Annotated in this window: 22 protein-coding genes and 2 riboswitches; of the genes, 4 read left to right on the top strand and 18 right to left on the bottom strand. The window is 67.8% G+C overall.

Translation table 11 applies throughout. The features are described from left to right. Positions 1 to 12: 12 nt before the first annotated feature. Genes gcvP through gcvT form a run of 3 tightly spaced genes read right to left on the bottom strand, consistent with a single transcriptional unit; the run spans position 13 to position 4514 of the window. Positions 13 to 2976: an aminomethyl-transferring glycine dehydrogenase gene (gcvP, locus tag EDD25_RS12940; RefSeq protein WP_134173724.1), complete on the bottom strand. Its 2964-nt coding sequence runs from the start codon at positions 2974 to 2976 to the stop codon at positions 13 to 15. 3 nt (positions 2977 to 2979) lie between these two features. Next, positions 2980 to 3351 (bottom strand): glycine cleavage system protein GcvH, encoded by a 372-nt coding sequence (gene gcvH / locus EDD25_RS12935; protein ID WP_134173722.1) that lies wholly within the window; start codon positions 3349 to 3351, stop codon positions 2980 to 2982. Positions 3352 to 3377: 26 nt separating this feature from the next. Beyond that, entirely contained in the window at positions 3378 to 4514 is a 1137-nt protein-coding gene (gene gcvT / locus EDD25_RS12930) for a glycine cleavage system aminomethyltransferase GcvT (RefSeq protein WP_134173720.1), read from the bottom strand. A gap of 69 nt (positions 4515 to 4583) precedes the next feature. After that, positions 4584 to 4684: riboswitch (glycine riboswitch) on the bottom strand. Between the two features lies 1 nt (position 4685). Further along, a riboswitch (glycine riboswitch) is annotated at positions 4686 to 4782 on the bottom strand. 133 nt (positions 4783 to 4915) lie between these two features. Here gcvT and EDD25_RS12925 point away from each other — a divergent pair. Then, on the top strand, positions 4916 to 5728 hold the full coding sequence (locus tag EDD25_RS12925) for a hypothetical protein (RefSeq protein WP_134173718.1): 813 nt from the start codon (positions 4916 to 4918) through the stop codon (positions 5726 to 5728). A 5-nt stretch (positions 5729 to 5733) separates the two neighbouring features. Here EDD25_RS12925 and EDD25_RS12920 read toward each other — a convergent pair whose 3' ends face one another. The 12 genes from EDD25_RS12920 to EDD25_RS12865 form a co-directional block, all read right to left on the bottom strand. Next, positions 5734 to 6597 (bottom strand): IPT/TIG domain-containing protein, encoded by an 864-nt coding sequence (locus EDD25_RS12920; RefSeq protein ID WP_134173716.1) that lies wholly within the window; start codon positions 6595 to 6597, stop codon positions 5734 to 5736. A 73-nt stretch (positions 6598 to 6670) separates the two neighbouring features. Then, positions 6671 to 7147: a hypothetical protein gene (locus EDD25_RS12915; RefSeq protein WP_134173714.1), complete on the bottom strand. Its 477-nt coding sequence runs from the start codon at positions 7145 to 7147 to the stop codon at positions 6671 to 6673. After that, a complete protein-coding gene (locus EDD25_RS12910) occupies positions 7147 to 7713 on the bottom strand; it encodes a phage tail protein (protein ID WP_134173712.1) in 567 nt (188 codons plus the stop codon). The genes EDD25_RS12915 and EDD25_RS12910 overlap by 1 nt, the downstream gene beginning before the upstream one ends. Continuing rightward, entirely contained in the window at positions 7706 to 10303 is a 2598-nt protein-coding gene (locus EDD25_RS12905; RefSeq protein WP_134173710.1) for a baseplate J/gp47 family protein, read from the bottom strand. The genes EDD25_RS12910 and EDD25_RS12905 overlap by 8 nt, the downstream gene beginning before the upstream one ends. Further along, the gene (locus EDD25_RS12900) at positions 10300 to 10755 is read right to left on the bottom strand and encodes a GPW/gp25 family protein (RefSeq protein ID WP_134173708.1); all 456 of its coding nucleotides are present in this window, start codon (positions 10753 to 10755) and stop codon (positions 10300 to 10302) included. The genes EDD25_RS12905 and EDD25_RS12900 overlap by 4 nt, the downstream gene beginning before the upstream one ends. Then, on the bottom strand, positions 10752 to 11090 hold the full coding sequence (locus EDD25_RS12895) for a hypothetical protein (protein ID WP_134173706.1): 339 nt from the start codon (positions 11088 to 11090) through the stop codon (positions 10752 to 10754). The genes EDD25_RS12900 and EDD25_RS12895 overlap by 4 nt, the downstream gene beginning before the upstream one ends. Continuing rightward, complete coding sequence (locus tag EDD25_RS12890) at positions 11087 to 12607, bottom strand: phage baseplate assembly protein V (RefSeq protein ID WP_134173704.1); 1521 nt, start codon at positions 12605 to 12607, stop codon at positions 11087 to 11089. The genes EDD25_RS12895 and EDD25_RS12890 overlap by 4 nt, the downstream gene beginning before the upstream one ends. Then, complete coding sequence (locus EDD25_RS12885; protein ID WP_134173702.1) at positions 12604 to 13368, bottom strand: CIS tube protein; 765 nt, start codon at positions 13366 to 13368, stop codon at positions 12604 to 12606. The genes EDD25_RS12890 and EDD25_RS12885 overlap by 4 nt, the downstream gene beginning before the upstream one ends. Before the next feature lies 1 nt (position 13369). Continuing rightward, entirely contained in the window at positions 13370 to 14470 is a 1101-nt protein-coding gene (locus tag EDD25_RS12880; RefSeq protein WP_134173700.1) for a hypothetical protein, read from the bottom strand. Then, entirely contained in the window at positions 14445 to 14936 is a 492-nt protein-coding gene (locus tag EDD25_RS12875; RefSeq protein ID WP_134173698.1) for a phage tail protein, read from the bottom strand. The genes EDD25_RS12880 and EDD25_RS12875 overlap by 26 nt, the downstream gene beginning before the upstream one ends. Position 14937: 1 nt before the next feature. Then, positions 14938 to 16152 carry a phage tail sheath family protein gene (locus tag EDD25_RS12870; RefSeq protein ID WP_134173696.1) on the bottom strand — a complete coding sequence of 405 codons (1215 nt, stop codon included), beginning with the start codon at positions 16150 to 16152 and terminating at the stop codon, positions 14938 to 14940. Positions 16153 to 16189: 37 nt separating this feature from the next. Beyond that, complete coding sequence (locus tag EDD25_RS12865) at positions 16190 to 16837, bottom strand: hypothetical protein (protein WP_134173694.1); 648 nt, start codon at positions 16835 to 16837, stop codon at positions 16190 to 16192. A gap of 166 nt (positions 16838 to 17003) precedes the next feature. On the opposite strand from EDD25_RS12865, the gene EDD25_RS12860 reads away from it, so the two are divergent. From EDD25_RS12860 to EDD25_RS18205, 3 genes are all read left to right on the top strand, one after another. Continuing rightward, complete coding sequence (locus EDD25_RS12860; RefSeq protein ID WP_134173692.1) at positions 17004 to 18044, top strand: ABC transporter ATP-binding protein; 1041 nt, start codon at positions 17004 to 17006, stop codon at positions 18042 to 18044. Positions 18045 to 18074: 30 nt separating this feature from the next. Next, complete coding sequence (locus EDD25_RS12855; protein ID WP_134173690.1) at positions 18075 to 18743, top strand: ABC transporter permease subunit; 669 nt, start codon at positions 18075 to 18077, stop codon at positions 18741 to 18743. A 69-nt stretch (positions 18744 to 18812) separates the two neighbouring features. After that, entirely contained in the window at positions 18813 to 19148 is a 336-nt protein-coding gene (locus tag EDD25_RS18205) for a LysR family transcriptional regulator (protein ID WP_134173679.1), read from the top strand. Positions 19149 to 19253: 105 nt separating this feature from the next. Here EDD25_RS18205 and EDD25_RS12845 read toward each other — a convergent pair whose 3' ends face one another. The 3 genes from EDD25_RS12845 to EDD25_RS12835 are packed head-to-tail and all read right to left on the bottom strand — an operon-like array spanning position 19254 to position 22313. After that, entirely contained in the window at positions 19254 to 20939 is a 1686-nt protein-coding gene (locus tag EDD25_RS12845) for an ABC-F family ATP-binding cassette domain-containing protein (protein ID WP_134173677.1), read from the bottom strand. A gap of 41 nt (positions 20940 to 20980) precedes the next feature. Then, entirely contained in the window at positions 20981 to 21607 is a 627-nt protein-coding gene (locus EDD25_RS12840; RefSeq protein WP_241986551.1) for an LON peptidase substrate-binding domain-containing protein, read from the bottom strand. Further along, positions 21600 to 22313, bottom strand: a complete 714-nt coding sequence (locus EDD25_RS12835) for a DUF2461 domain-containing protein (protein ID WP_134173673.1) — start codon at positions 22311 to 22313, stop codon at positions 21600 to 21602. The genes EDD25_RS12840 and EDD25_RS12835 overlap by 8 nt, the downstream gene beginning before the upstream one ends. Positions 22314 to 22370: the final 57 nt, after the last annotated feature.

Raw genomic sequence — 22370 nt, 5'->3', positions numbered from 1 at the left:
GCTCCTCGCGACTTACTCCTCGAACGCCTCTGGCGGCGGGCAGGCACAGACCAGGTTGCGGTCGCCGAAGGCGTTATCGATGCGACGCACCGGCGGCCAGTACTTGTGCGCCACGAGCGTGCGCACCGGATACACGGCCGTTGCCCGGTCGTAGGAGTGCTCCCACTCCCCTTCGATGACCGATTGTGCGGTGTGCGGCGCGTTGCGCAGTGGGTTGTCGTCGGACGGCCACACGCCGGCGGCAACAGCATCCGCTTCGGCCCGGATGGCCATCATCGCGTTGATGAACCGGTCGATCTCGCCGAGGTCTTCGCTCTCGGTGGGTTCGACCATGAGAGTTCCGGACACGGGGAAGCTCATCGTCGGCGAGTGGAACCCGTAGTCGATGAGGCGCTTGGCCACATCATCCACGGTCACTCCCGTTGCAGCCGTCATCGGGCGCAGGTCGAGGATGCACTCATGAGCGACGAGACCGTTGTCCCCCGAGTAGAGCAACGGGTACGCGCTGGAGAGCCGCGTGGCCACGTAGTTGGCGGCGAGCACCGCAGCCCCCGTGGCCTGCTTGAGACCCTCGGCGCCCATCATGCGCACGTAGGCCCACGAGATGGGCAGAATACTCGGGCTGCCGTAGGGGGCTGCCGAAATCGGCCCGCCCTCGTGGCGAATCGTGCCGGACGTTCCGTCGGCGGTGAGCAGGTAGTGCTCGTCGCTCTGGGCCAGCGGATGCCCGGGAAGGAACTCTGCGAGGTGCGACTTGGCCGCGACCGGGCCGACGCCGGGTCCGCCACCGCCGTGCGGGATGCAGAACGTCTTGTGCAGGTTGAGGTGCGAAACGTCGCCCCCGAAATCGCCGTAGCGGGCGAATCCAAGCAACGCGTTCAGGTTCGCACCGTCGACGTACACCTGGCCACCGGCGTCGTGCACGGCGCGGCAGATGGTGGCGACCTCGTGCTCGTACACTCCGTGGGTCGACGGGTAGGTGATCATGAGAGCCGACAGGTCAGCCGCGTGTTCGGCGATCTTGGTGTGCAGGTCGTCCAGGTCCACGTTTCCGAGGTCGTCGCACGCGACGACGACGACGCGCATCCCGGCGAGGGCAGCGGATGCCGCGTTGGTGCCGTGGGCGCTCGAGGGAATGAGGCAGACCGTGCGCGCTTCGTCGCCGCGTGACCGGTGGTACGAGGTGATCGCGAGCAGGCCGGCGAGTTCCCCCTGGCTGCCGGCGTTCGGCTGCAGGGACACCGAGTCGTAACCGGTGACATCGGCGAGCCAGGTCTCCAGTTGACGAACGAGCAGCAGGTAGCCCTCCACGTCGGCACGCGGAGCGAAGGGGTGCAGGCCACCGAACTCGGGCCAGCTCACCGCCTCCATCTCGCTGGCGGCGTTGAGTTTCATGGTGCACGAGCCGAGGGGAATCATTCCCCGGTCGAGTGCGTAGTCGGCGTCGGCGAGGCGCTTGAGGTAGCGCATCATGCTCGTCTCCGAGCGGTGAGTGTTGAACACCGGGTGCTCAAGATAGGAGCTCGTGCGGGCCAGTTCGGCCGGCAGGCCCTCGTCCACCACGCTGAGGTCAACCTGGCCGAAGGCATCGCTGCCGCCGAAAACCTGAACGATGTGGGCGAGGTCGCCGGCGCTCGTCGTCTCGTCCACGGCGAGGCCGATCGTGTTCTCATCGACCAGGCGCAGGTTGTACCCACTCGTTGCGGCGCGCTCCACCAGGGCCGCGGCGCGGCCGGGAACGCGCACCTGGATGGTGTCGAAGAAACTCTCGTGCACGATCTCGGCACCGGCGGCGCCGAGGGCCGCGGCGAGCTTTCCGGCGCGTTCGTGCACGTCGGTCGCGATCTGGCGAAGTCCCTGTGGCCCGTGATAAACGGCGTACATGCCGGCCATCACCGCGAGCAGCACCTGCGCGGTGCAGATGTTCGAGGTGGCCTTGTCGCGGCGGATGTGCTGTTCGCGTACCTGCAGCGCCAGACGGTAGGCCGGACGGTTGTCGGCGTCGACGCTCACGCCAACGAGGCGACCGGGCAACTGACGTTCGAGGCCCTTGCGCACGGCCATATAGCCGGCGTGCGGACCACCGAAGCCCATGGGCACGCCGAACCGCTGGCTCGAGCCGACGGCCACGTCGGCGCCGAGGTCACCGGGCGAGGCGATGAGAGTGAGGGCCAGCAGGTCGGCGGCCACAACGGCGAGGGCCTTCTGCTCGTGGGCGAGGGCGATCACGCCCGCCGGGTTCCAGACCCGGCCGGATGCCGCGGGGTACTGCACGAAGATACCGAAGTACTCGCCGAGCTCGGCCGCGGTCGTGTTCTCGTTCAGGGGCAGCACGTCGAGTTCGATGCCGAGCGCGTCGGCACGGTTCGCCAGCAGCGCGTGCGTCTGTGGCAGAGCATCGGCGTCCACGATGAAGCGGCGCGACGCACCCTTGGAGGCTCGGCGAGCGAGGAGCATCCCCTCCACGACCGCCGTGGACTCGTCGAGCATCGACGCGTTCGCGGTCGCAAGCCCGGTGAGGTCGGACACCATGGTCTGGAAATTGATCAGGGCCTCGAGACGGCCCTGGGAGATCTCCGGCTGGTACGGCGTGTACGCGGTGTACCAGCTCGGGTTCTCGAACACGTTGCGTTTGATCACGGCGGGCGTGAACGTGTCGTAGTAACCGAGTCCGATGAAGGACCGTTTGACCGTGTTCAGGGCGGCGATGCGACGCAGCTCAGCGATCGCCTCCGGCTCCGTGGCCGCGGGGGGCAGGGCGTCGTCACCTTCGGTGCGAAAGAGTTCGGAGTGGATTGATCCGGGGACGGCCGCGGCCACGAGGGCCTCAACCGAGTCATAGCCGAGGGTGGCGAGCATGTGCGCCTGCGCCGCGGCATCCGTGCCGATGTGTCGTTCGCTGAAAGCGGCGGAGCCGGCAGTCGTGCGGGCGCTGTTGCGGGGGCTGGGAGTCTGGTTCACGATGACGGTCTCCATGGATTATTCGCCGATGAGGGCGGAGTACTCGGCGAAGCTCATGAGGGCTGGCGTCTCGGTGAACGTCACCTTGATCAGCCAGCCTTCGCCGAAGGGGTCACTGTTGACGAGTTCGGGGGCGTCGACCACTGCGCTGTTGGTGGCCGTGACGGTTCCATCCACCGGAGCGAAGATTTCGCCGACCGACTTGGTCGACTCGATCTCGCCAACGACGGTGCCGGCGGCGACGGTGCTGCCTTCCTCCGGCAGTTCAACGAAGACCACGTCGCCGAGTTTCTCTGCCGCATAGGCGCTGATGCCGATGGTGGCGGTGTCGCCCTCGATGAGCACCCACTCGTGGTCGGCGGTGTACTGGAGCTGGGATTTGTCAGTCATGGGAGTGCCTTTCAAAAAGGGAGGGGTTATTTCTTGCGCGTATAAAAGGGGAGAGAGGCGACGGTCGCGGGGATTCGGGTGCCCCGCACGTCCACGTAGACCTCGGTGCCGAGGCGGGCGAGCGCGGGCGTGACGTACGCCATGGCGATCGGATACCCGAGGGTTGGCGAGAGCGCGCCGCTCGTGATCTCCCCGGCGGCGTCGGCGGCGTCCGGGGTGGCGTAAACGCTGTAGCCAGCGCGACCGGCACGCTTGCCCTGGGCGATAAGGCCGACGAGCACCGGAGCCGTGGCGCTCGGCCCCTCCTCGCTGGCGCTGCGTCCGATGAAGTCGGTGCTCTTCGCCAGATTGACCACGCGGCCGAGACCGGCCTGTGCCGGGTAGGTGGTGAGCGTGAGCTCGTGCCCGTAGAGCGGCATTCCGGCTTCAAGTCGAAGCGTGTCCCGGCTCGCAAGCCCGGCGGGCACCAGCCCATGATCCGCGCCCGCAGCAACGATGGCGTCCCACAGCGCGGGCGCCTGGGCGGACGCCACATAGAGTTCGAAGCCGTCTTCGCCGGTGTACCCGGTGCGGGCTATGAACAGTGCGGTTCCGTTGAACGCGCCGTTCATGGCGCGGTAGTACCGCAGCGCAATCATGTCGCCGCCCGCCGCGAAACCGGCGGTCTCGTTGAGAATGTCACGTGCCTGGGGACCCTGCACGGCGATCAGGGCGATGTCATCGCTCTCGTCCGCGACGGTCACGTCGAAGCGGGCCACCCGCGCCTGCATCGCGTCGAGTGCCGCGAATCGGTTGCCGGCGTTGGCGACGACGAGGTACTCCGCGTCGCCGAGGCGGTACACGACGACGTCGTCGATGATGCCGCCGCCCTCGGTGAGCAGCAGGCTGTACTTGGCCTGCATGAGCGCGATCGCGGAGAGCTTACCGGCGAAGGCGTAGTCGAGGTACGCGCTCGCGTCGGAGCCCGTCACCCGAATCTCGGCCATGTGGGACAGGTCGAAGATGCCGGCGCTGGTGCGCACGGCGTGGTGTTCCGCGAGATCGCTGGAGTAGCGCACCGGCATCTGCCACCCGGCGAAGTCGGTGAAGCTGGCGCCCGCATCGACGTGCGCCTGATGCAGGGGTGAGAATCGCGCTTCCGCGTGGGGGTCGACCGAGGTCATGAGTTCTCCGGAGCAAGCCGGCCGAGGCCGGGCAAGAGTCACCGAGGCTCGGTTGAGCCTCGTGGGAACTCCCCCTCTGTCGTTGCGGCCTGAGAGCTTCGCCGTGCCACGCGGGCACAACTTTCACCTTGGGCGAGCCACCGGCGTACAGTGGCTTCTTTTCAGAGTGGCCAGTCCGATGCGGTACGAGTACCTGAGAGATTGTCGGGGAGGATTGCTCCTTCGGTGTTCGCTCGTCTGAGACGTCGAACTCTCCCGCATCGACCTTGATGGCCCAGTGTTCAGTTCTGGTTGTTGAGGGCAAGCCTACCGCCTGCACGCCCCGCGCCGAGCGACCGATGATACTATTCCCGCTGAAACAGGCACCTCGGGCAGTTGACGGAGGCGGTGATGGTCGCACCATGGCTGGAGTAAGCGGAGCCCTGCCGGGTGTCGCTCGTGCGGGGGCGGTCGACGGACTGCGCAGGCCCTTGTTCATCGCGGCGATCATTGCGGCCACCCTCGTCGTGTTCGCTGAGGTCGGTCTCTCGTTCTTCGTGATCAATGCCAGCGTGATTCCACCGGGGGCGGGGGTTGCGCAAGAGCTCGGGGTTCCGGCCGGGGTTCAGGCGGTGAATGCGGCAAGCGGCCAGGACCCGCCCGGATCCGGAATCGCCTCCCTCGCGCTGATCGACGGCCTGTTGCTGTTCACGGTGGGGATGCTCGGCCTCAGCCTGATCCTGCCGCTGCGAATCTATGGCCGGATCCAAGGGCTCGTCACGCTCATCGTCACGTTTCTCTGGATCATCATGTGCTTCCTGCTCGTGATCGCTGCCCTCGTGAAGCTGTTCCTGATGATCGGTCTCTTTGTCGCCGCTCCCTTTGGCACGGCCGTGTACGTGGCGATCTGGGGGGCCTTTCCGACCGGCACCGCGGCCGCGGTGCTCGGCGCCGTGCTCTTTCTGAAGATCGTGTTCGGGGTACTGCTCGTGCTCGCTCAACCGCGCTTCCTTCGGGTCACCGGGCTCGTCGTGCTCGTGCTGCTGTCGGTCGTGCTGCAGCTCGTGCTCGGGTTCATCCACGGGTTCCTCCCGGGGGTGGTTGTAGCCATCGGTGATCAGTTCTGGGCGATCGTCACGGGCATGGTCGCGCTCGTCTGGGCACTCATCATGCTGATCGGCTCCATTCCCGGCATCATCAACGCCATCCGGGCCTCCGGTTCCGCCACCGATTAGGAGGGTTATCGCGTCAGGAACTCCTGAACCTGCTCGGGCTTAATGATCTCGCCGGTGTCCAAATCCTTGATGAATTTGTTCTCGTCGACGGCCACGCATACCTGGGGATTCGCTGCGCAGAAGTCCTCGAAAAACCCGCCGCCGCCGCCGTCCGTGGGCTGGGGGGCAACGTATTCGAAGATGGCCACTCCGAGCTGTTTGCCGTCGCTGTCCACCGTGAGCGGCACCTGGCCGGCCTGACCGGCCGGCGGGGTGCTGAACGTCACCTCGGTGTCGCTCACTCGGGCGGCGGCCACCGCGGTCTCCCCCACTGTCACGATCGTGGAGTCACCGAAGCGGCCGGTGAGGATGACCGTGGTGCCACCCTCGATGCCGCCCTGGGTGGGGGTGAACGACGACAGCACGAGTTGCTCCGCCGGCGTCCTGGTCAGGAGAAAGGCGGTCACGGCGCCGCCAAGAATCAGGACCGCTCCCACGATGGCCAGGATCCACCAGGGGAATTTTCTGGTGACTACGGGAACCACCTCCGGCACGACGATCTGCACGACGAAACCGAGTTCGGCATAGTCCTCCGGTGCCTCGTCGGCACTGTACGGGATGAGTTTGACCCCGTAGGTGCCTGGCATCCCACCGGCCGTGTTGAAACGCACCTCGTACTGCACCGTCGCACCGGGTTCGATCGTGCGGAGCGGATCCGCGATCTGGGCCCCGGTCGATCCCGCAAGCGAATTGGGTTCCCCGGCCGGGAAGGCTCCGAGGACCACGCGATCCGACGCGGCGGACGCGTTGGTGACCGATGCCGTGATCGTTCCCTTTCCCTGCGTCAGCTCGACCGTGGACGAGCTGAGGGTCATGGAGATTTTCTTCATGGGGTACTCCTTAACACGTGAGGATCTGGAACAAGGGCAACTAGGACAATGCTGAGTGTCATCGAGGGCTGCTTCATGGCGCGCTCAATTGCAGGAGGCAGGGACTGGACCCGGGGCAGGCCACCGTGAGGGAACCACCGCCCCGACCGACGGTGAGGTCGGTGGAGGCGCCCGGTTCCAGCTCCTGCGCCGCGTCCGTTCCCTCAATGCTCATACTCACGGTCACCTTGCCGGGCGCGGTCAGCACGTCGAGCGTGCCCCGCTTGGTGACCGGGCCGAGGTCAAAAGTGCCGCCGAAGGCGGCGATGCTGAACCTGCACCCCTGCCGAACGAAGATCTGCTGCCCGGAGATGGAGCACCGCCCGGCGGTGAGCAGCAGGTCGGCGGTCGTCAGCGGGGCGACCGGCGCGATGCCGGCGAGGCGGGCGCGCAGCGACGAATCCGCCGGCCTGTCGCCGCCGCCCAGGCTCACCCCCACCACGAAGATCAGCACGACGAGACCGGCGACGATGCCGGCAATGATGAGGGGTTTGCGGTTGTTCTCCGCCATCACTGCTCCTCGGCGTCATTCGGTGCATCGACCACGATCTCGTGCGTGATGTGTACCGGTTTCATGGCGTTGACGATGCGTTGCACGAGGTCAACCTGATCGGCGGCCGTTGCGGGAACCGTGACGACGACGTGGAAGGCACCGGGCCGGTCGATGACCCCGAATCCGGGGCATCCGGTGGCGAGGTGCAGAAACCGGGAGAGTCCCACCGGCGTGCCTCGAGTCGCCGACAGGTCGGCCGCGTTGGCAATCAGGTCGCGTTCACGCGCCGAGTCGATGACGGATCCGCCGCCGGGCCGCTGCCCGGTCAACCAGTCCAGGTCGACCCAACTCGCGAGATAGCCGACGAGCCCGGTCGGGGCGCGGTAGGGGTGCACGACCGTGTCGATCGAGTCGAGCACGTCGAGCACCGGCGCCTGCAGATCGGCGGTGACGGCGAGGAGCGCGCGGAGCGGCGCGCTGCGCTCGGCCGAGACGTGGAACACCTCAGGGAGGATGCCCAGCATCAGCGAATCCGTGAGCACGGTGCGCGTGGGTGCGGTGTCAGTTGGTGCGGTGTCAGTCATGGGCGCGCACCACCTCAATGCGGTGCTCCCCCGAGCAGAAGAGCCAGGTGGGCGGCAGGGTGATGAGGGTATCGACGACACGAGCGGTGCAGGTGTGCCAGGTGATCGCGTCGTCCGTCGACCGGTAGATGCCCGCGGGACCGGCACCGAGAATGAGGGGGCTTCCGTCGTCTCGCAGCACACCGGACACCGACCGCACGGGCTGGAACCGGGCCCGGTCGCGCAGCGGTAGTCCGCAATTGACGTCCCTCTGGTCCCAGTGCCGTTTGGTTCCGGCGGCGAGCGGAAGCCGCAACACCCCGCCGCTCTGCGTCGCGGCGTACGCCGCGTCGCCCGTGACGTGTACGCCCCAGCAGCTTCCGCCGCTCCATCCCGTTCCGAGTTCTTCCCACGACGCCAGCAGCGCCGCGTCAATCGTGGTGCGCGCGAGGTCGTCGATGCGCAGGCGGGCGCATCCGGTGCCGCCGCCCTCCGGCACGGCACGGCCGAGCCACAGGTACGTGACCGGCCCGTCGTACTGCACGGCGAGGCAGCGGATGTCCTCCCCCGCGGCCCGCACCCGCTGGAACGACTCGGGGACGCCGGCCGTGGGCGACAGCCACACGCCGGCCGCCGCTTCGGCCGTGATGATCACTCCGGTCTGCCCGCGCACATCCGTGAAGGAATCGATCGCGTAGAAGCCGCGGTCGGGTCGGGTCGGGTCCACGAGATTCTGCACCGGGATCGCTCCCGCAGCGTCGCCGAGCTCGTAGAGCCCCTTTTCGCCGGCGAGAAGCAACACGGGGCGTCCCGCCCGATCAACCCAGGCGAGGTCCGCGAGGGTGAAACCCAGCTCGGCCCGCCGGCTCCAGCTCTCGCCGAGATCATCGCTCACGTACACGCGGGACCCGTCACCGACATCCGTTGCGACGGCAACCATGCCGGGGTGGGAAGTCGCCGCTCCCCTGGCCACTTTGAAGGGCACGATGGAGCGAACGTTCTCACCGGCGAATTGGGCGCACGCCTCCCACCCGTCGCCGAAGTTCGTGGTGCGAAACAGCACGTCGTCCTGGGCGGCGAACCAGGTTCCCTCCTGGCCCTCGGCCTGCACCAGCGAGGTGGCCTCCGTGTCGGGGACCTTGTCGAGTTCGAGCGTGACCCGGTCGATGTACTGCACGCCCGGCTCCGATTCCTCCATCGCCCGGTACAGGTTGGAGGCGTGCAGGGGCCGACCGAACCCAAAGGCGAAACCCACCCCGCTTCCGCCGGCTCCGGTGCCGCCGCCGGGAAGCGGGTTGATGGCCTCGTTCAGGCGGCGCACAATGCGCTCCGTCACCGCGGCCGGGTCCTCGTCGGGACGAACGACCACGCGGGCGTCGACGAGGACCTGCTTGTATCTGGCCCAGCCCACCACGGGCGTGGCACCGATGGTCGCGCGATCCCTCAGATAGCGGTCCACCTCGGCACGCACGTCTTCCCGCCCCTGCGCACCAAGCTGTTCGAGGCTGATCGCACCGTTCACCCGAGAGGAGGCCGGCACCTGGGGAACGAGAACGACGCCCACCTCGCCGGGGTTGGCAAAGGACCACACGTCCCGACGTGTCAGCGCATGGGCGCGTGCGACTCCGCCGTTCCGGGAGGCGAGCACCTCGTAGTCTCGAGCGGTCACCGCGCGATCTCGCGCCTGAAAGTCCTGGGGCGCCCGTCGCAGCGCATCGTCGAGCGGTTCCTGATCGCGGCCGCCGGTTGCCGGCTCCGGGTTGCTCACCCGCACCCCGGGCAGGGAACTACGCAGCACCGTGAGGTGACCGGCCGGAACGTTGCCGCGCTCACCGCCGCCGGCGCGAAACCACGCGCGAACCTGGGCGCCCGGCGAGGGAACCACCGGGGTCGCCGACGCCGTCCGGTCGCTCCACCAGGCGAAGATCACGGTTCCAGACGTGCGGTCGACGCGCACCACGGGTTCCCCCGGGTTCGCATCAGCGAACGCGTCCACCTCGCGGCAGAATCGGAACGGCCGACCGTCGACCAGTACCGCCTCGCCGCTCGCAAGCGTCGACCCCTCCGGCACCTCGATGCCGATATCGAGGCCATCGCCCGAGACCGCCGGGGCGTTCGGAAGCGCGAAGACCTGACCGGGACGCCCGGTCCCGACGCCGAGCAGGGCGGCATCCACGAGGTCCGCATCCACGGCACCCACGCTGACGCTCGGGGTTCCGGCCGCCAGCACCGCATCTGCGATTGTCGTGAAGACGGGCTGCGCGGCCCCGGGGATCCCCGGCGGCGGGCTCACCTGCGTTCCCCGGGGAATGAGAATGTCGCCTCCGTCGGCGGCCACCCGGGTGAACAGCAGGGTGGCCTGGGCGGCGCTCGGCGGGTAGACCGCCGTGCCGAGCAGGTTGAGGTACACGGCGTAGAGCTTCTCCGGCACCCGATTGAGCCGATACATGAGCAGGTCGGTCAGGTGCGCGAAGGCCTCCACGAGTACCACTCCGGGGTCGTGAACCGACAGGTCCGTCCAGTTGGGATCGAGTTGGCGGATGCGTTCGCGTGCGCTGTCGACGAGTTGTACGAAGCTGCGGTCGTCGAGGTTGGGTACGGGGATACTCATGCCGGGCTCCTCGTGGTCGTGGTGCCGGGCGGCCCCGCGAGCGGCACGACCACGGCGACCTCGTCGTCGTTCTGCGTGGCGCGCACCCGGTACCGCAGTCGCACCTCGAGCAGAGCGGGGTCGTCGGGGGAACCGGCCGCGTCGAGGGACAGCACGTCGATGCGTCGTTCCCAACGCCGCAGCGCGCTGGCCACGTAGTGGATGGCCAGCCCGGCCGTGGTGTCATCGGCGGGCGCGAAGGCCAGCCGGAACAGATGACAACCGTAGAGCGGCCGGTTCACCCGTTCGCCGGGTCGGGTACTGAGCAGCAACAGCACCGCCTGGCGCACCGACGCGTCGGCCGAGACAGTGGCGAGCCGCCCGTCGGGTGTGAGGCGAAAACCGCAAGGACCGGCCGAAACATCGAAGTCCGGATGAACCAGGGCAATCGCGCGATAACGGGCGGCGGTCATGTCGACGCCTCGACCATTTCTTGACCCGGCGAGCGCACCGTGTATTTGACGGCACCCGGCGGGGTCCCGTCCGTGTAGCCCTCCACGGTGTCCAGGCACACGCCCCGCCCGCCGATCCGCAGGAACGTGGAGTATCCCTTCTGCACCACGAGGGTGGTCTTGCAGGGCTTGATGTTCAGGCCGATGTTGGGGCATCCGTTGATACTGCGCCCGCGCGGGTCGGGTTGCACGAGCACGGGAGACCCCGTCACCCGCACCCACTGTTGCGAGGGCTCGTTGACGACCGAACCATCATGACCGCAACGCAGCATCCCCTTCTTCACGATAATCTTCATGTCGCCTCCTCAAAATCCACCGTCTGGGCTCGCACTCGCATCGCCCGGCCCGGCGCCTCGATGGTGAGGTCGGTCGCGGAGTGGATGCTGAACAGCTCGGGGGTGAGCGACAGTGATGACCCGTGACCGTCCTCCAGGCGGATGGTGTGGGCCGCGCCATCGAGAATGACCCGCTGTCCGTCGGCGGTCGCCACCGTGAACCGTCGCCCTCGTTCCCCGCCGTTGTCGGCATCCGGCACGCGCTCCGGCCCGAAGAGTCCGCCGAGCACGATGGCGTCGTTCGGGTCGCCCGCCGTGAGGAGCACGAGCACGGTGTCGTCGACGTTGGGCAGGAGCACGGCGCCCTTGCCGGTTCCGGCCCCCATGGTGAGCACCGGCGCCCAGCCCGTGCTCACGTGGGGGAACGCCGCCAGATCCACGCGTACCCGGCCGCGCTGCTGCGGGTCTTCCACCTCAATGACCAGGCCGAGCGTGGTCACGTCCGCCGCCCTGGCCCCGGGCGCGGCGAGCGGAACCGGCGGCGGCGTCGTGGAAATGGTGGTCTCGTATCCACTGCCCGCAATCAAGTGCACGACCCGGCACACCGTGAAGATCCCCTCGAGGTGCGGGGCAACACCGCTGATACTGACGCGGCCGCCTACCCGGATGCGGGGATTCCCCTCGGCCACGAAAACGCCGGTCACCTCGCCGCCGGCCCGCACGTCGAGTTCGGCCTGGGCGAGGTCGGCTGCCGTGGCGTCGTCGACCAGCACGTCGTTCTGGCGCAGCAGCGCACCGCCTCCCCCGACGCTCTGCGGGGCGGCGTCGGCGCCCACCCCGGCCCTGGCTCGGTTGTCACCGGAGTCGCCGTGCACCCCGGCCGCCTGCGTGGGGTTCCACCCGGTGACGACGGCGCTCAGGAAGGCCGGTTCCTGGCTCAGCTCCACCTCGGCGGAGTGCAGCGTTGATCCCAGGAGCAACTCAACGGGGTCGCCCTCGCCGGTGAGATCGACGAGCCGAAGGGCGTCGTCATCCACCACGGGATACAGCCCTCGTCGGCGGCTCGCCTCCACGAGGAGGCTCAGGTCGGAGCGGGCGAGCTGGTAGACGGGCCCCGGCCGTCCGTTTCCGCCCACCACGTGCAGCCCCGTGCCGGCGCAGAGGGCGGCGGCGAGGCCGTTGAGATCCACATTGTCGTGCAGGCGCGTGAACTGACGTTTGCGCAGGCGGTGCAGGGCATCGTAGGCACGTACCCGGATTTCTTCCGAGAGGTCGGCACCATAGCTGTGCTCGACCACGGTGACCTCGCCGACGAACAGGGCCCGGCGGATGCCCGCAATCTCCACCCGCAGGGCGTCGCCGGGTTCCGGGTTCACCCGACTCCCGGCATCGAGCGTGAGCCAGGTAATGCTGCACATGGCGGGTTGGGCGAGCGCGGCGGTGACCTCGATCGACGCGACGGAGGCGGCCTCCGCCGGGGTGAGCCGGTCGCGACCGAGGGTGATGGTGATGTCGGGCAGCCCCTGCACGTCGGTCATCGCGGCTGCTCCCCGAGCGGGGGAAGGGACAACCTCCCGCTGAAGTGAAGCGGGTCGTCAACGTTGCTGAATTCGAGGATGGCCTTGGTCAGAAGCGGCGTTCCGTAGGCGAGCATGGAGAGGATGCCGTATTCGCGGGTGGGGGTCAGCGGTCTCGGCACGTCGGAGAGGGACGCATCCCGGGCGACGGTTTCCACACCGCCGTCTCCCGGAACGGCGACGGTCTCCACCGGCGGGGCCGTGAGATCTACGACGGGCAGGCGCTGGGCAAGCTCGAAGTTCTCGCCGCCCTCTTCGTCGGCGCTCTGGCCGACCCGCACGAACACGAGCCGCAGCCAGGAACGAAGCGGCGAACCGTCCGCCGCGAACCGATCGAAGCGCTCGGCCACCTCGGTGACGATGCCGGGCATGTCCCACGCCCGCCCCCACAGAAAATGAACGGATGGCGGTCGGCGTTTCTTATCCACCTCGGCCGAATTCTCGGCGAGTTTCCAGATCGGGCGGGTCATCTGGCGCACGTCAGACACGGTCATGTTCTCCGGCGCCAGGTCGACGTCGAAGACGAGGTCGAGTCGAAGCTCGGTGTGCCCGCCGCCGGTGAAGTGCAGGGGGTCGTCGGCAAGGCCCGCGCCGGTGAGGCGGCCGCCGGCCGAGCGGCGCGGCTCAACCCCCGCGGTGCGCGACATCACAACCGTTTCGGGGTTGAGCAGGCAACCGAAGTGTTCCCCGGTGTCTTCGATGAGAAACGCGACCCGTTCCATGTCACACGCTCGCCTGTTCCGCGGCGAGACGCCGCGCTCGCGTCATCTGGCGAATGACCGACTCGGTGCTGGCGCCGCTCACCGGGAGCGGGCGCGGGGCCGAGAGTTCCGGCCACGGGTGGGCCGCCGCCGGGGCGACCGCGGCGAGCGCCCGCGCCGTCACGTGTGCCGGCGCGGGGTGCGGGCGATCCGGTGGGGAGCCCTCGTACACCGATCCGCGAGCGGGTGCGGTCGGGGCGACGTGGATCATCCGCGCCGGTTCACCGCGAGCGCCGCGATCGGAGCGGACGCTGATGTCGTCGGTGCCGGCATTGTTGGTGCGAATTCCGCCTGGCGCGCCAACCGGGACCGTGGGTGTCCGGAACGTCGGTGTCCGAAACGTCGGTGTCCGGAACGTGGGTGCGGGTGCGGCGCTCGCCGCAACGCGGTCACCGTCGACCGCTGTGACCGGTGCGGACGTCGGGGAGGCCGCACTCACGGGAGCGGCGGGGACCCCGGTAGCGGACGACGGCATCCCGGATGTCCTCAGCACGATGCGGTGGGGTGCAACGCTTCCCGCCTGCCGGTCGGCGGTGCCGGCAGCGTTGCCCTGGCCCGGTGCCGACGGCGGTGTCGACACCGGATGGTCTGAACTCCGCAGGCGCAGCCGCAGCGCGGGGCGATCCGAGGAGCGGGTCGCCGCCGGGCGGTCGGCGACGCCGCGCTCGGAACCGCCGTCTCCGGAGTAATCGGCGCTCCCGATCGGCTCCGGCCGTGACCCGCGCACCGGACCGGGCAGTACCGGACCGGGCAACGCCGGATCATGTCGCACCGGATCGGCCGGATCGGCCTGGTGCCGACCGGGCCGGCGGACCGGCGGCAGCGATGCCTCCCGGATGCGGCGCAGCCAGTGTTCCGGGGCACCGTGCGGATCCTGGATCCATGACAGCGTCGGGTCTGAGCCGTCGACCGTGCCGGCATCGCTGCGGCCACGGACGCCCTGACCCCCTGCCGCCGCATCCGCTGTGCGCTCATTGGAGGGTGCAGCAGACCGGCGCAGCGCCCGGGTGAGCGTGCGCAGGGCATCGCCGATGCGACTATGCGGGCGGCGTCGCGGGAGCATCGTCGAGCTTCAGCTGATCGTAGGCCAGGCTGAGCGATTCGATCGCCAGCTCCTTGCCGAGGGCGTCGAGCGGCGCACCTGACCACTCGCAGGGCCACGCGCCAATCAGGTTCCAACGCCGCACTTCGGTCGTTCCCGCGTCGTTGAGCATCGCCAGCGAGACGTTGCGGCGTTCCACCCGCCCGTCGACAGCCGCGAAGAGCCACTGCAACAGTTCCGTGGAGTCGGTCAAGCCGTAGCGCAGCGTCACCGGTGGGTACTCGACCGGGCCGGGCATCGTGCGCACGACCGCGTTCTCACCGCCCTCCCGCCACAGCAGGCGCGGAATCTTGACGCCGAGACCGTCAACGCGGGTGAAGTGCCCCTGCACCACGGTCTGAATCACGAGCTTGAAGTTGTACGCGCGATAGGGATCGACGACGTTGCCCGGCTGAGCCTGCGGGGATCGAGCGGATGCATCAGACATGTCAGCCTCCCAGGTTTTCGATCTCGGTGGTGTCCACCGATTGCATGAGTTTGAAGACGATGAACTCGGCCGGTTTCACGGGCGCCAGGCCGATGATCGTGACGACCCTGCCCGCATCCCGAACCTCGGGTGGGTTGGTCTCCGCATCGCACTTCACGAAGAACGCCTGCTGCGGGGTGGTGCCGAAGAGGGCGCCGTCGTGCCAGACGTTGGTGAGAAAGTTGCCGATGTCCCGGCGCAGGGAACGCCACAGCTCGTCCTTGTTGGGTTCGAAAACCGCCCAACGGGTGCCTTCCTCGATCGATTCCTTGATCATGTTGGTCAGGCGGCGCACGGGCACGTAGCGGTACTCGCTCGCCTCGGGGGCCTTCGTGCGCGCACCCCAGACGCGGATGCCCTCCCCCGGGAAATAGCGGATGCAGTTGACTCCGGCGGGGTTGAGCACCTCCTGCTCGCCGCGACTGATGCGCTGCCGCAGGTCGAGGGCGCCCTGGATGGGTTCGTTGGCCGGGGCCTTGTGTACTCCGCGGCTCGCATCGACGCGGGCCCAGACCCCGGCGATGTGGCCCGATGGCGGCTGGGTCACCTTGACCCCGGAGACCGGATCGACCACGACGAGCCAGGGCACGTAGAAGGCGGCATAGCCGCCGGGTGATTGCGGCGGGCCGAGGGACAACTGCGTAGCGACCTCGTCGCTGCCCGCGTTCCTGCCCGGCAGGCCGGAGGTCGCGACCCGGGTCAGCGCCGCGACGTCGGGACCGTAGTCTTCCACCGCATCGAGAATGGCGACCCGATCCTGTCTCAGCGGATGCTCGCAGTGCTCAATCAGGGCGGCGTAGGAGTCGGCATCCGCGTAGCCCGGCGCCGCGACAATGGAGATGTCGTCAATCTTCTCAAAGTTGCGCAGGCCCGTTGGCTTGGCCGCCGTGCCGAGCAGGCTGCCTCCGGTGCCGATGTTCACGACGTAGCAGCGTCCACCGCCGTTGTTGAAGAATCCGTAGACGGCGTTGGAGAGCGGCGTTCCCACCGTCGCCGCGCCCACGAAGATGTCCACGAACTGGGTCCAGTTGTCCAGCACGACGGTCTCGTCGAGCCGAGCCCTGGCGTCCGGTGCCACGCCGACAAATCCGGCAATGCTTGAGTTCACCTGCCCGATCGCCCGGGCGCCGCTGGGTACCTCCTGTACGTACACGCCCGGAGCAAGATAGTTGGGCATGTTGTTCTCCTTTCGCTCGGTGTTATTCGGCTCGGTGTTATTCGGCTCGGTATTGCTGGGGCGCCCAGGCCAGGGTGAGCGTGGGGTCAATGGGTGCCGTCACCGCGAGCGACTGCCCGTGGTATTCGACGATGAAGTCCTGAACGGGATCGGGGGTCGACAGCAGCGAGAAACCGCCGGAACCGTCGCTGACGACGGCGAGCGCCGACGCACGAGAGCGGATACTCGCACCTGCGAGTCCGTGCCCGTCCGGCCCCACCACAATGCCGCGCAGAGTGCGGCCGATCACGGTCGTCACCTGCAACGGTTCCAGGACGGGCGGCCCCTGCGGCTCGCTCATCCGCAGGGGCACGGGCACGCGCACGCGGAATCCGAGACCGTTCATGCCGGACTCGCTCGGTTGCAGCGGCACCACGGCATAGCGCGAGCTGCCCTCGACGGCAGCGAGCATCTGCTCCACGTTTTCGAGGCTGCGCGGCCCGGTGCAAAGCACGGCCACAGCCAGCTCAAGGTCGAGGACCGGGCCATCCCGACGCGATCGACCGACGCGATCAAGACTCACCACGCGAACGATCACGGGATCCGTCGGAACGTCACCGCCATCGGACACCGCCACGCTGTCGGGTGCGACGGCGTCGGCGAGAACGGAAACCAAGCTCGACAGTGTGGATCGCACAACGCTCACTGTGCACCTCATTCCCGAGTCCAACCGCCAATTTGCTGACACCATACTCCCGCCACTGCGCGGTGTCGCGATCGATGTGAACGACGTTGTCGTTCACTGAGCTGGTCATCACCTGCCGACGGAGTCCAATGGCCCTACCCCGGATCGGACCGGGCCTACTACGGTCATGATCAGCAGTTCGCCGAGACGAAGGACCTCTCCCCTCACCCATGTTGGCCCGGCTACCCACCGAAGCGACACGTCAGCGGATACCCCGGCACACGCGATCGAGGTACGCAACGTCACCAAAAGATTCGGCTCGAATCTGGCCCTCGCTGACGTGAGCTTCACGATTGCCCCAGGACGTGTCTTCGGAGTCATCGGCCCCAACGGCGCGGGCAAGACCACGCTCATGCGTACCCTGCACGACATCATTCGTGCCACCTCGGGGAGCGCCACCGTGCTCGGCACCGACTCCCGCAACGCCGGCCCGGAGCTGCGGCGCCGAATCGATTATCTTCCCGGCGACCTTATTCTCGAGGGTCGCGTCTCCGGGCGCCGTCTGCTCCAGCACTACACGGATATCTCCGGCCCCGTGCGCGACGGCCGCATCGAAGAACTCGCTGATCGCCTCAAGCTCGACCTGAACCGTCCGGTGCGCAAGCGCTCCAAGGGAAACAAACAGAAGCTCGGCGTGATTCAGGCGTTCATGCACGATCCGGAATTGCTCGTGCTCGACGAACCCACCACCGGGCTCGACCCTCTCATGCAGCAGGAATTCCTCAGCCTCGTGCGGGAGGCCAGCGCGGCCGGGAAAACCGTGTTCCTCTCCTCCCGCGTGATGAGCGAGATTCAGCAGGCGGCAGACGCAGTGGCCATCCTGCGAGACGGTCGCATCGTCACGATCGCAAGCGTCGAGGAGCTGCGAAACACCGCGATCCGCCACCTGCGCATGTCAGCCACCTGCGTCGGCACCGCCGAAATGGCCGCAATACTGGGCGCCGTGCCGGGAGTGGGAGGCTTGCAATGCACGCTCATCGCCGCCAACCAGACCGAGGCCACGGCCACGCTCAGTGGCGAGATCCGGCCTGTCATCCAGGCCGTCGGGGCGCTGCAGCTGACCGACCCAGTGCTGGAAGAACCTGATCTCGAGGAGTCGGTGCTCACGCTCTATTCCGCACCGGCGGCATCCGCTGCCACGACGTCAACGACAAGGGGACGGTCATGACCACACCACGGCGGCGGCAACGGCGCGCGCCTGCCGGTTTTCGGCAATGTTTTCACCGAGGGCTGGCGGTCGCTGCTGGGGTGGACTCTCGGGCTTGCCGCCGCGGCTTCCCTCGACCTGCCCTTCTTTCCCACGATCGGCGGGAGCCCTCAGATTCAGGACGTGATCGACAGCCTCCCCCAGGAACTCACTCGATCCTTGAACTACGACCAGATCGGGACCGGGCCCGGATACGCCCAGGCGACGCTCTTCGGGCTGATCGCGTTTCTGCTCCTGAGCATTGCCGCCATCAGCTGGGGCGCATCGGCCCTCGGCGGCGACGAGGAATCCGGCCAACTCGAACTCACCCTTGCCCACGCCGTGACACGGGTGCAGGTGGCCCTCGCCAGATATGCGGCGATGGCGGTGAAGATCATGGCTCTGAGCGCCCTGACGTGTGTGCTCGTGCTGCTGAGCGGATCGGTGGCGCTTCTGTGCGGCGCCCTCACGGGTCGGCGTATCTGGGGCATCGGAGGGGGCACGGCCGTGGCCGTGGTCGGATACGTTTTCAACGCGATCGGCAACCAGAGCGCGAACGTGGAATGGCTGCATGCGTTCTCCCCGTATTACTGGGCGATTGTCATCATGTTTTTTGCGGTGTCATTCGTGCTGGCCGCGGCGACCGCCGTGGCGTGGCGGCAACGAGATGTGGGCGTTTGACCGAATCACCCCGCCAGACGCGTAGCCTTGAGGGACCCTCGAATTTCGCGGGTTCCTGAAAGGCTCTTTGTGGACACCACCCAGCTCCAGCACTTTACCGCCGTCGCGGAGGAGTTGAACTTCACTCGCGCGGCCAAAAACCTGAACGTGCCGCGCATGACGGTGAGCCTGTCGGTGAAGAACCTCGAGGCAGAACTCGGCCACGCACTCTTCGATCGCAGCACGGATGTGACCCGGCTGACCAAGGCCGGCGCGGCCCTGCTGGCGGACATCCACTACGAAGCAGAGAAGAACGCCCCACCGCCCCCGCCGCCGGGCGGAAAAGCCAAGGCGTCCAAAGGCAAGGGCCGCACCCCCGCCGTCAAGGGCGCGCCGCGCGTGGGCAAGAAACGCCAGTCCCGCTAAAACCCCCGCTAAAACCGGAGTTTCTGATACACGCCGGGGCGACGCGCCACCCGAGGCGGCGTGTCGCGAAATTCTCCGGTTTCATGGGGCCCGGATGCGCTGAGCTTACAGCTCGGTGACGTGGCCGGCCTCCACGTGCCAGTGGCGGTCCGTTCGAACGTTTCCGAGCATCCGCCGGTCGTGTGTCACGAGCAGAAGCGTGCCGTCATACGAGTCAAGCGCCTGTTCCAGCTGTTCGATCGCCGCGAGGTCGAGGTGGTTCGTGGGCTCGTCGAGAACGAGCAGGTTCACTCCCCTCGCCTGTAGCAGCGCCAGGCCGGCCCGGGTGCGTTCGCCCGGCGACAGCTCGTCGACCGGTCGATTCACGTGGTCGGCCTTGAGCCCGAACTTGGCCAGGAGGGTACGCACCTCGGCCACCGGCAGGTCAGGGACGAGGGCCTCAAAGCTGCTGGCGAGCGGTTCGGACCCGGCGAGCAGCGTGCGGGCCTGGTCGATCTCCCCGATGCGAACGCTTGCACCGACGCTCGCGGTGCCGGAAGCCGGCGTCGATCGGCCCAGGAGTGCCCGCAGCAGCGTGCTCTTCCCGGCGCCGTTGGGTCCGGTGATGCCGATGCGCTCACCGGCATTCACCTGCAGCGACACGGGACCGAGCGTGAAATCACCCTGCTGAACGACCGCGGCCGCAAGCGTGGAAACCACCGCGCTCGACCGCGGGGCAGCACCAATCGTGAACTCGAGCTGCCACTCCTTGCGCGGCTCCTCGACCTCCTCCATGCGTGCGATGCGGCTCTCCATCTGACGCACCTTCTGGCCCTGCTTCTCGCTGGATTCCGACGAGGCCTTGCGGCGAATCTTGTCGTTGTCCGGAGCCTTCTTCATCGCATTGCGTACGCCCTGGCTCGACCACTCGCGCTGCGTTCTGGCCCGACCCACCAGGTCGGCCTTCTTCGCCGCGAACTCGTCGTAGTTGTCGCGTTTGTGCCGACGGGCGGTTTCGCGCTCCTCAAGGTATGCGTCGTAGCCGCCGCCAAACACCCTGTTCGCACCCTGGGCGAGATCGAGCTCGAGCACGCGAGTGACGCAGCGAGCGAGAAACTCGCGGTCGTGACTGACCAGCACCACGCCCCCGCGCAGGCCCCGCACGAAGGTTTCGAGGCGCTCCAGCCCGTCGAGGTCGAGGTCGTTCGTGGGTTCATCGAGCAGCACGACATCAAAGCGCGAGAGCAGCAGGGCGGCGAGCCCCACCCTGGCGGCCTGGCCGCCGGAGAGCGAGGTCATCAGGGCGTCACCGGCAACGTCGGTTCCCAGGGTGAGTCCGAGTTCCGCGAGCACAACGGGCAGTCGGTCGTCGAGGTCGGCCGCCCCGCTCGCGAGCCAGCGGTCGAGCGCTGCGGAGTACACGTCAGCCGGGTCGCGGCCGTCCGCAGCCGGGTCGCGGCCGTCCGCAGCCGGTTCGCTGTCGCTGAGAGCGGATGCCGCAGCATCCATGTCGAGTGTTGCCTCGGCGCATCCCGTTCTCCGGGCGATGAAGACGGCGACGGTCTCGCCGGGGAGGCGCTCATGTTCCTGCGGCAACCAGCCGATGAAGGCGTCGGTCGGCAGCAGGCTCACGGTTCCCTCCTGCGGGCTGAGAATGCCGGCGAGGAGGCGCAACAGCGTGGACTTGCCCGCGCCGTTCACACCCACGACGCCAATGACGTCCCCGGGGGCGACCGTCAGGTCGAGCGAGTCAAAAAGTGTGCGGTGCGAGTACCCGCCGGCCAGGCCTTTGGCCACGAGTGTTCCGGTCATATTCCAATGTTCTCATTCACTCCGGCGTCTGCATCGCCGGCTCATTCGCCCGGCCACTCCTCTCCCAGGGTTGCCGACGCCGCCACGGTGAGGTCGATCACGGCGGTGAGCAACGCCGACGTTGTCGTCGACCGCAGCAGGGCCACCTGGTCGAGGGGACCAACCGGCGCGATTGCCGCGAGTTGCCACACGGCGGCCACCGGGTCATGGGACAGCTCAACGTCTGCGGCCCACTGCTGGTCTGCGAATTCGCTGGCGCGTGCCAGCGCACGGCGCACGGTCGTCTCGGCCTCCTCCCGAAGGGGCAGCAGGCGATCGTTCCACTCCAGGTCGGCGATCTCACGCACCCGGGCCAGCGGATGCGGGTCTTCCGCGAGCCAGTCGAGCACTTCGATTCGCCGATCGCCCTGGGCGATAAGGGCCACAACGCCCTCGTCGGCCCCAACCTGGGTGATGCGTGCGACGGTGCCGTAGCGAAATCGGTGTTCACCCCCGCCGACTTCCTGTCCACGCTCGATCAGAACCACGCCGAATTCTGCGGGCTCCGCCTGGAGCACCCGCGACAGCATCACCAGGTAGCGTTCCTCGAACACCCGCAACCGAACCGGCATGTAGGGAAACAGAACGGATCCGAGCGGAAACATGGGCAGGTCGGTCACGTCAGGCACGTCCTTTCGTGAGGCTGCGGGTCACCTCGAGGGTGGTCAGGGGCGTATTCAGGAACTCGACCAGCGGCGCGACCGCCCGAAACCGTTCGACGATGGTCTCGATGAAGTCCGGGCTCTCGGCCGCTTCCCCGGGCAGGTGCGCGGTAAACGCCCAGCGACGGTTTCGCAGCAGATCGAGGGCGGGATGATCGGCGGAGAATCCGCGCGGCGCACGCACGAGCGCGTCGCCGTCCATCGGCTCAAACAGACGTGTGAGGTGCGGATCGCCGAGGAGGCCGCGCACCGCCTGCTCGTGGTCGAGGATGTGCCGGCGGATGGCTGCAAGCTGATCCGGCCGGGGACCCCATGCGCCGCCGGCGATCATGAGCGACCGCGCCCCCACCTGCAGAAAGAACCCGGCGCTGCCCTCGACGCCCTGTCGCGGCCAGTGGGCGGCTACGTGCGTCTTGTAGGGGCTCTTATCCTTGGCGAAGCGCACATCGCGGTAGATGCGCAGCATGGCCTTACTCGGCGCTCGCAGGTGATCGGGAGCAAATTCGGCCAGCGTGTCGTTGACCGCTTCAGCCACCTCAAGCATCCGGGATTTCAGCTCACGCTCGTATGTCGGCTTGTTCTCGGCGAACCACTCCCGATCATTGTGGTGTTCAAGCTCGTCAAGAAAGTCGAGGGCGGAAGCGGAAAAATGCACATTCGGGTTGGTGACCATTTGGTCAAAAACTTACACCCAATAGGGCACGCGTATGTGTGGCCGCCCGCTCAGCGA

Origin of the sequence: Cryobacterium psychrophilum (genome assembly GCF_004365915.1) — a bacterium.
Lineage (GTDB): Bacteria > Actinomycetota > Actinomycetes > Actinomycetales > Microbacteriaceae > Cryobacterium > Cryobacterium psychrophilum.
This window is presented reverse-complemented; position numbering and strand designations above follow the sequence as displayed.

What these genes read in the sequence shown, in the direction of transcription:
- gcvP (WP_134173724.1), bottom strand. Translation starts at nt 2,976, where the DNA reads ATGGAGACCGTCATCGTGAACCAGACTCCCAGCCCCCGCAACAGCGCC.
- gcvH (WP_134173722.1), bottom strand. Translation starts at nt 3,351, where the DNA reads ATGACTGACAAATCCCAGCTCCAGTACACCGCCGACCACGAGTGGGTG.
- gcvT (WP_134173720.1), bottom strand. Translation starts at nt 4,514, where the DNA reads ATGACCTCGGTCGACCCCCACGCGGAAGCGCGATTCTCACCCCTGCAT.
- EDD25_RS12925 (WP_134173718.1), top strand. Translation starts at nt 4,916, where the DNA reads ATGGCTGGAGTAAGCGGAGCCCTGCCGGGTGTCGCTCGTGCGGGGGCG.
- EDD25_RS12920 (WP_134173716.1), bottom strand. Translation starts at nt 6,597, where the DNA reads ATGAAGAAAATCTCCATGACCCTCAGCTCGTCCACGGTCGAGCTGACG.
- EDD25_RS12915 (WP_134173714.1), bottom strand. Translation starts at nt 7,147, where the DNA reads ATGGCGGAGAACAACCGCAAACCCCTCATCATTGCCGGCATCGTCGCC.
- EDD25_RS12910 (WP_134173712.1), bottom strand. Translation starts at nt 7,713, where the DNA reads ATGACTGACACCGCACCAACTGACACCGCACCCACGCGCACCGTGCTC.
- EDD25_RS12905 (WP_134173710.1), bottom strand. Translation starts at nt 10,303, where the DNA reads ATGAGTATCCCCGTACCCAACCTCGACGACCGCAGCTTCGTACAACTC.
- EDD25_RS12900 (WP_134173708.1), bottom strand. Translation starts at nt 10,755, where the DNA reads ATGACCGCCGCCCGTTATCGCGCGATTGCCCTGGTTCATCCGGACTTC.
- EDD25_RS12895 (WP_134173706.1), bottom strand. Translation starts at nt 11,090, where the DNA reads ATGAAGATTATCGTGAAGAAGGGGATGCTGCGTTGCGGTCATGATGGT.
- EDD25_RS12890 (WP_134173704.1), bottom strand. Translation starts at nt 12,607, where the DNA reads ATGACCGACGTGCAGGGGCTGCCCGACATCACCATCACCCTCGGTCGC.
- EDD25_RS12885 (WP_134173702.1), bottom strand. Translation starts at nt 13,368, where the DNA reads ATGGAACGGGTCGCGTTTCTCATCGAAGACACCGGGGAACACTTCGGT.
- EDD25_RS12880 (WP_134173700.1), bottom strand. Translation starts at nt 14,470, where the DNA reads ATGCTCCCGCGACGCCGCCCGCATAGTCGCATCGGCGATGCCCTGCGC.
- EDD25_RS12875 (WP_134173698.1), bottom strand. Translation starts at nt 14,936, where the DNA reads ATGTCTGATGCATCCGCTCGATCCCCGCAGGCTCAGCCGGGCAACGTC.
- EDD25_RS12870 (WP_134173696.1), bottom strand. Translation starts at nt 16,152, where the DNA reads ATGCCCAACTATCTTGCTCCGGGCGTGTACGTACAGGAGGTACCCAGC.
- EDD25_RS12860 (WP_134173692.1), top strand. Translation starts at nt 17,004, where the DNA reads ATGATCAGCAGTTCGCCGAGACGAAGGACCTCTCCCCTCACCCATGTT.
- EDD25_RS12845 (WP_134173677.1), bottom strand. Translation starts at nt 20,939, where the DNA reads ATGACCGGAACACTCGTGGCCAAAGGCCTGGCCGGCGGGTACTCGCAC.
- EDD25_RS12835 (WP_134173673.1), bottom strand. Translation starts at nt 22,313, where the DNA reads ATGGTCACCAACCCGAATGTGCATTTTTCCGCTTCCGCCCTCGACTTT.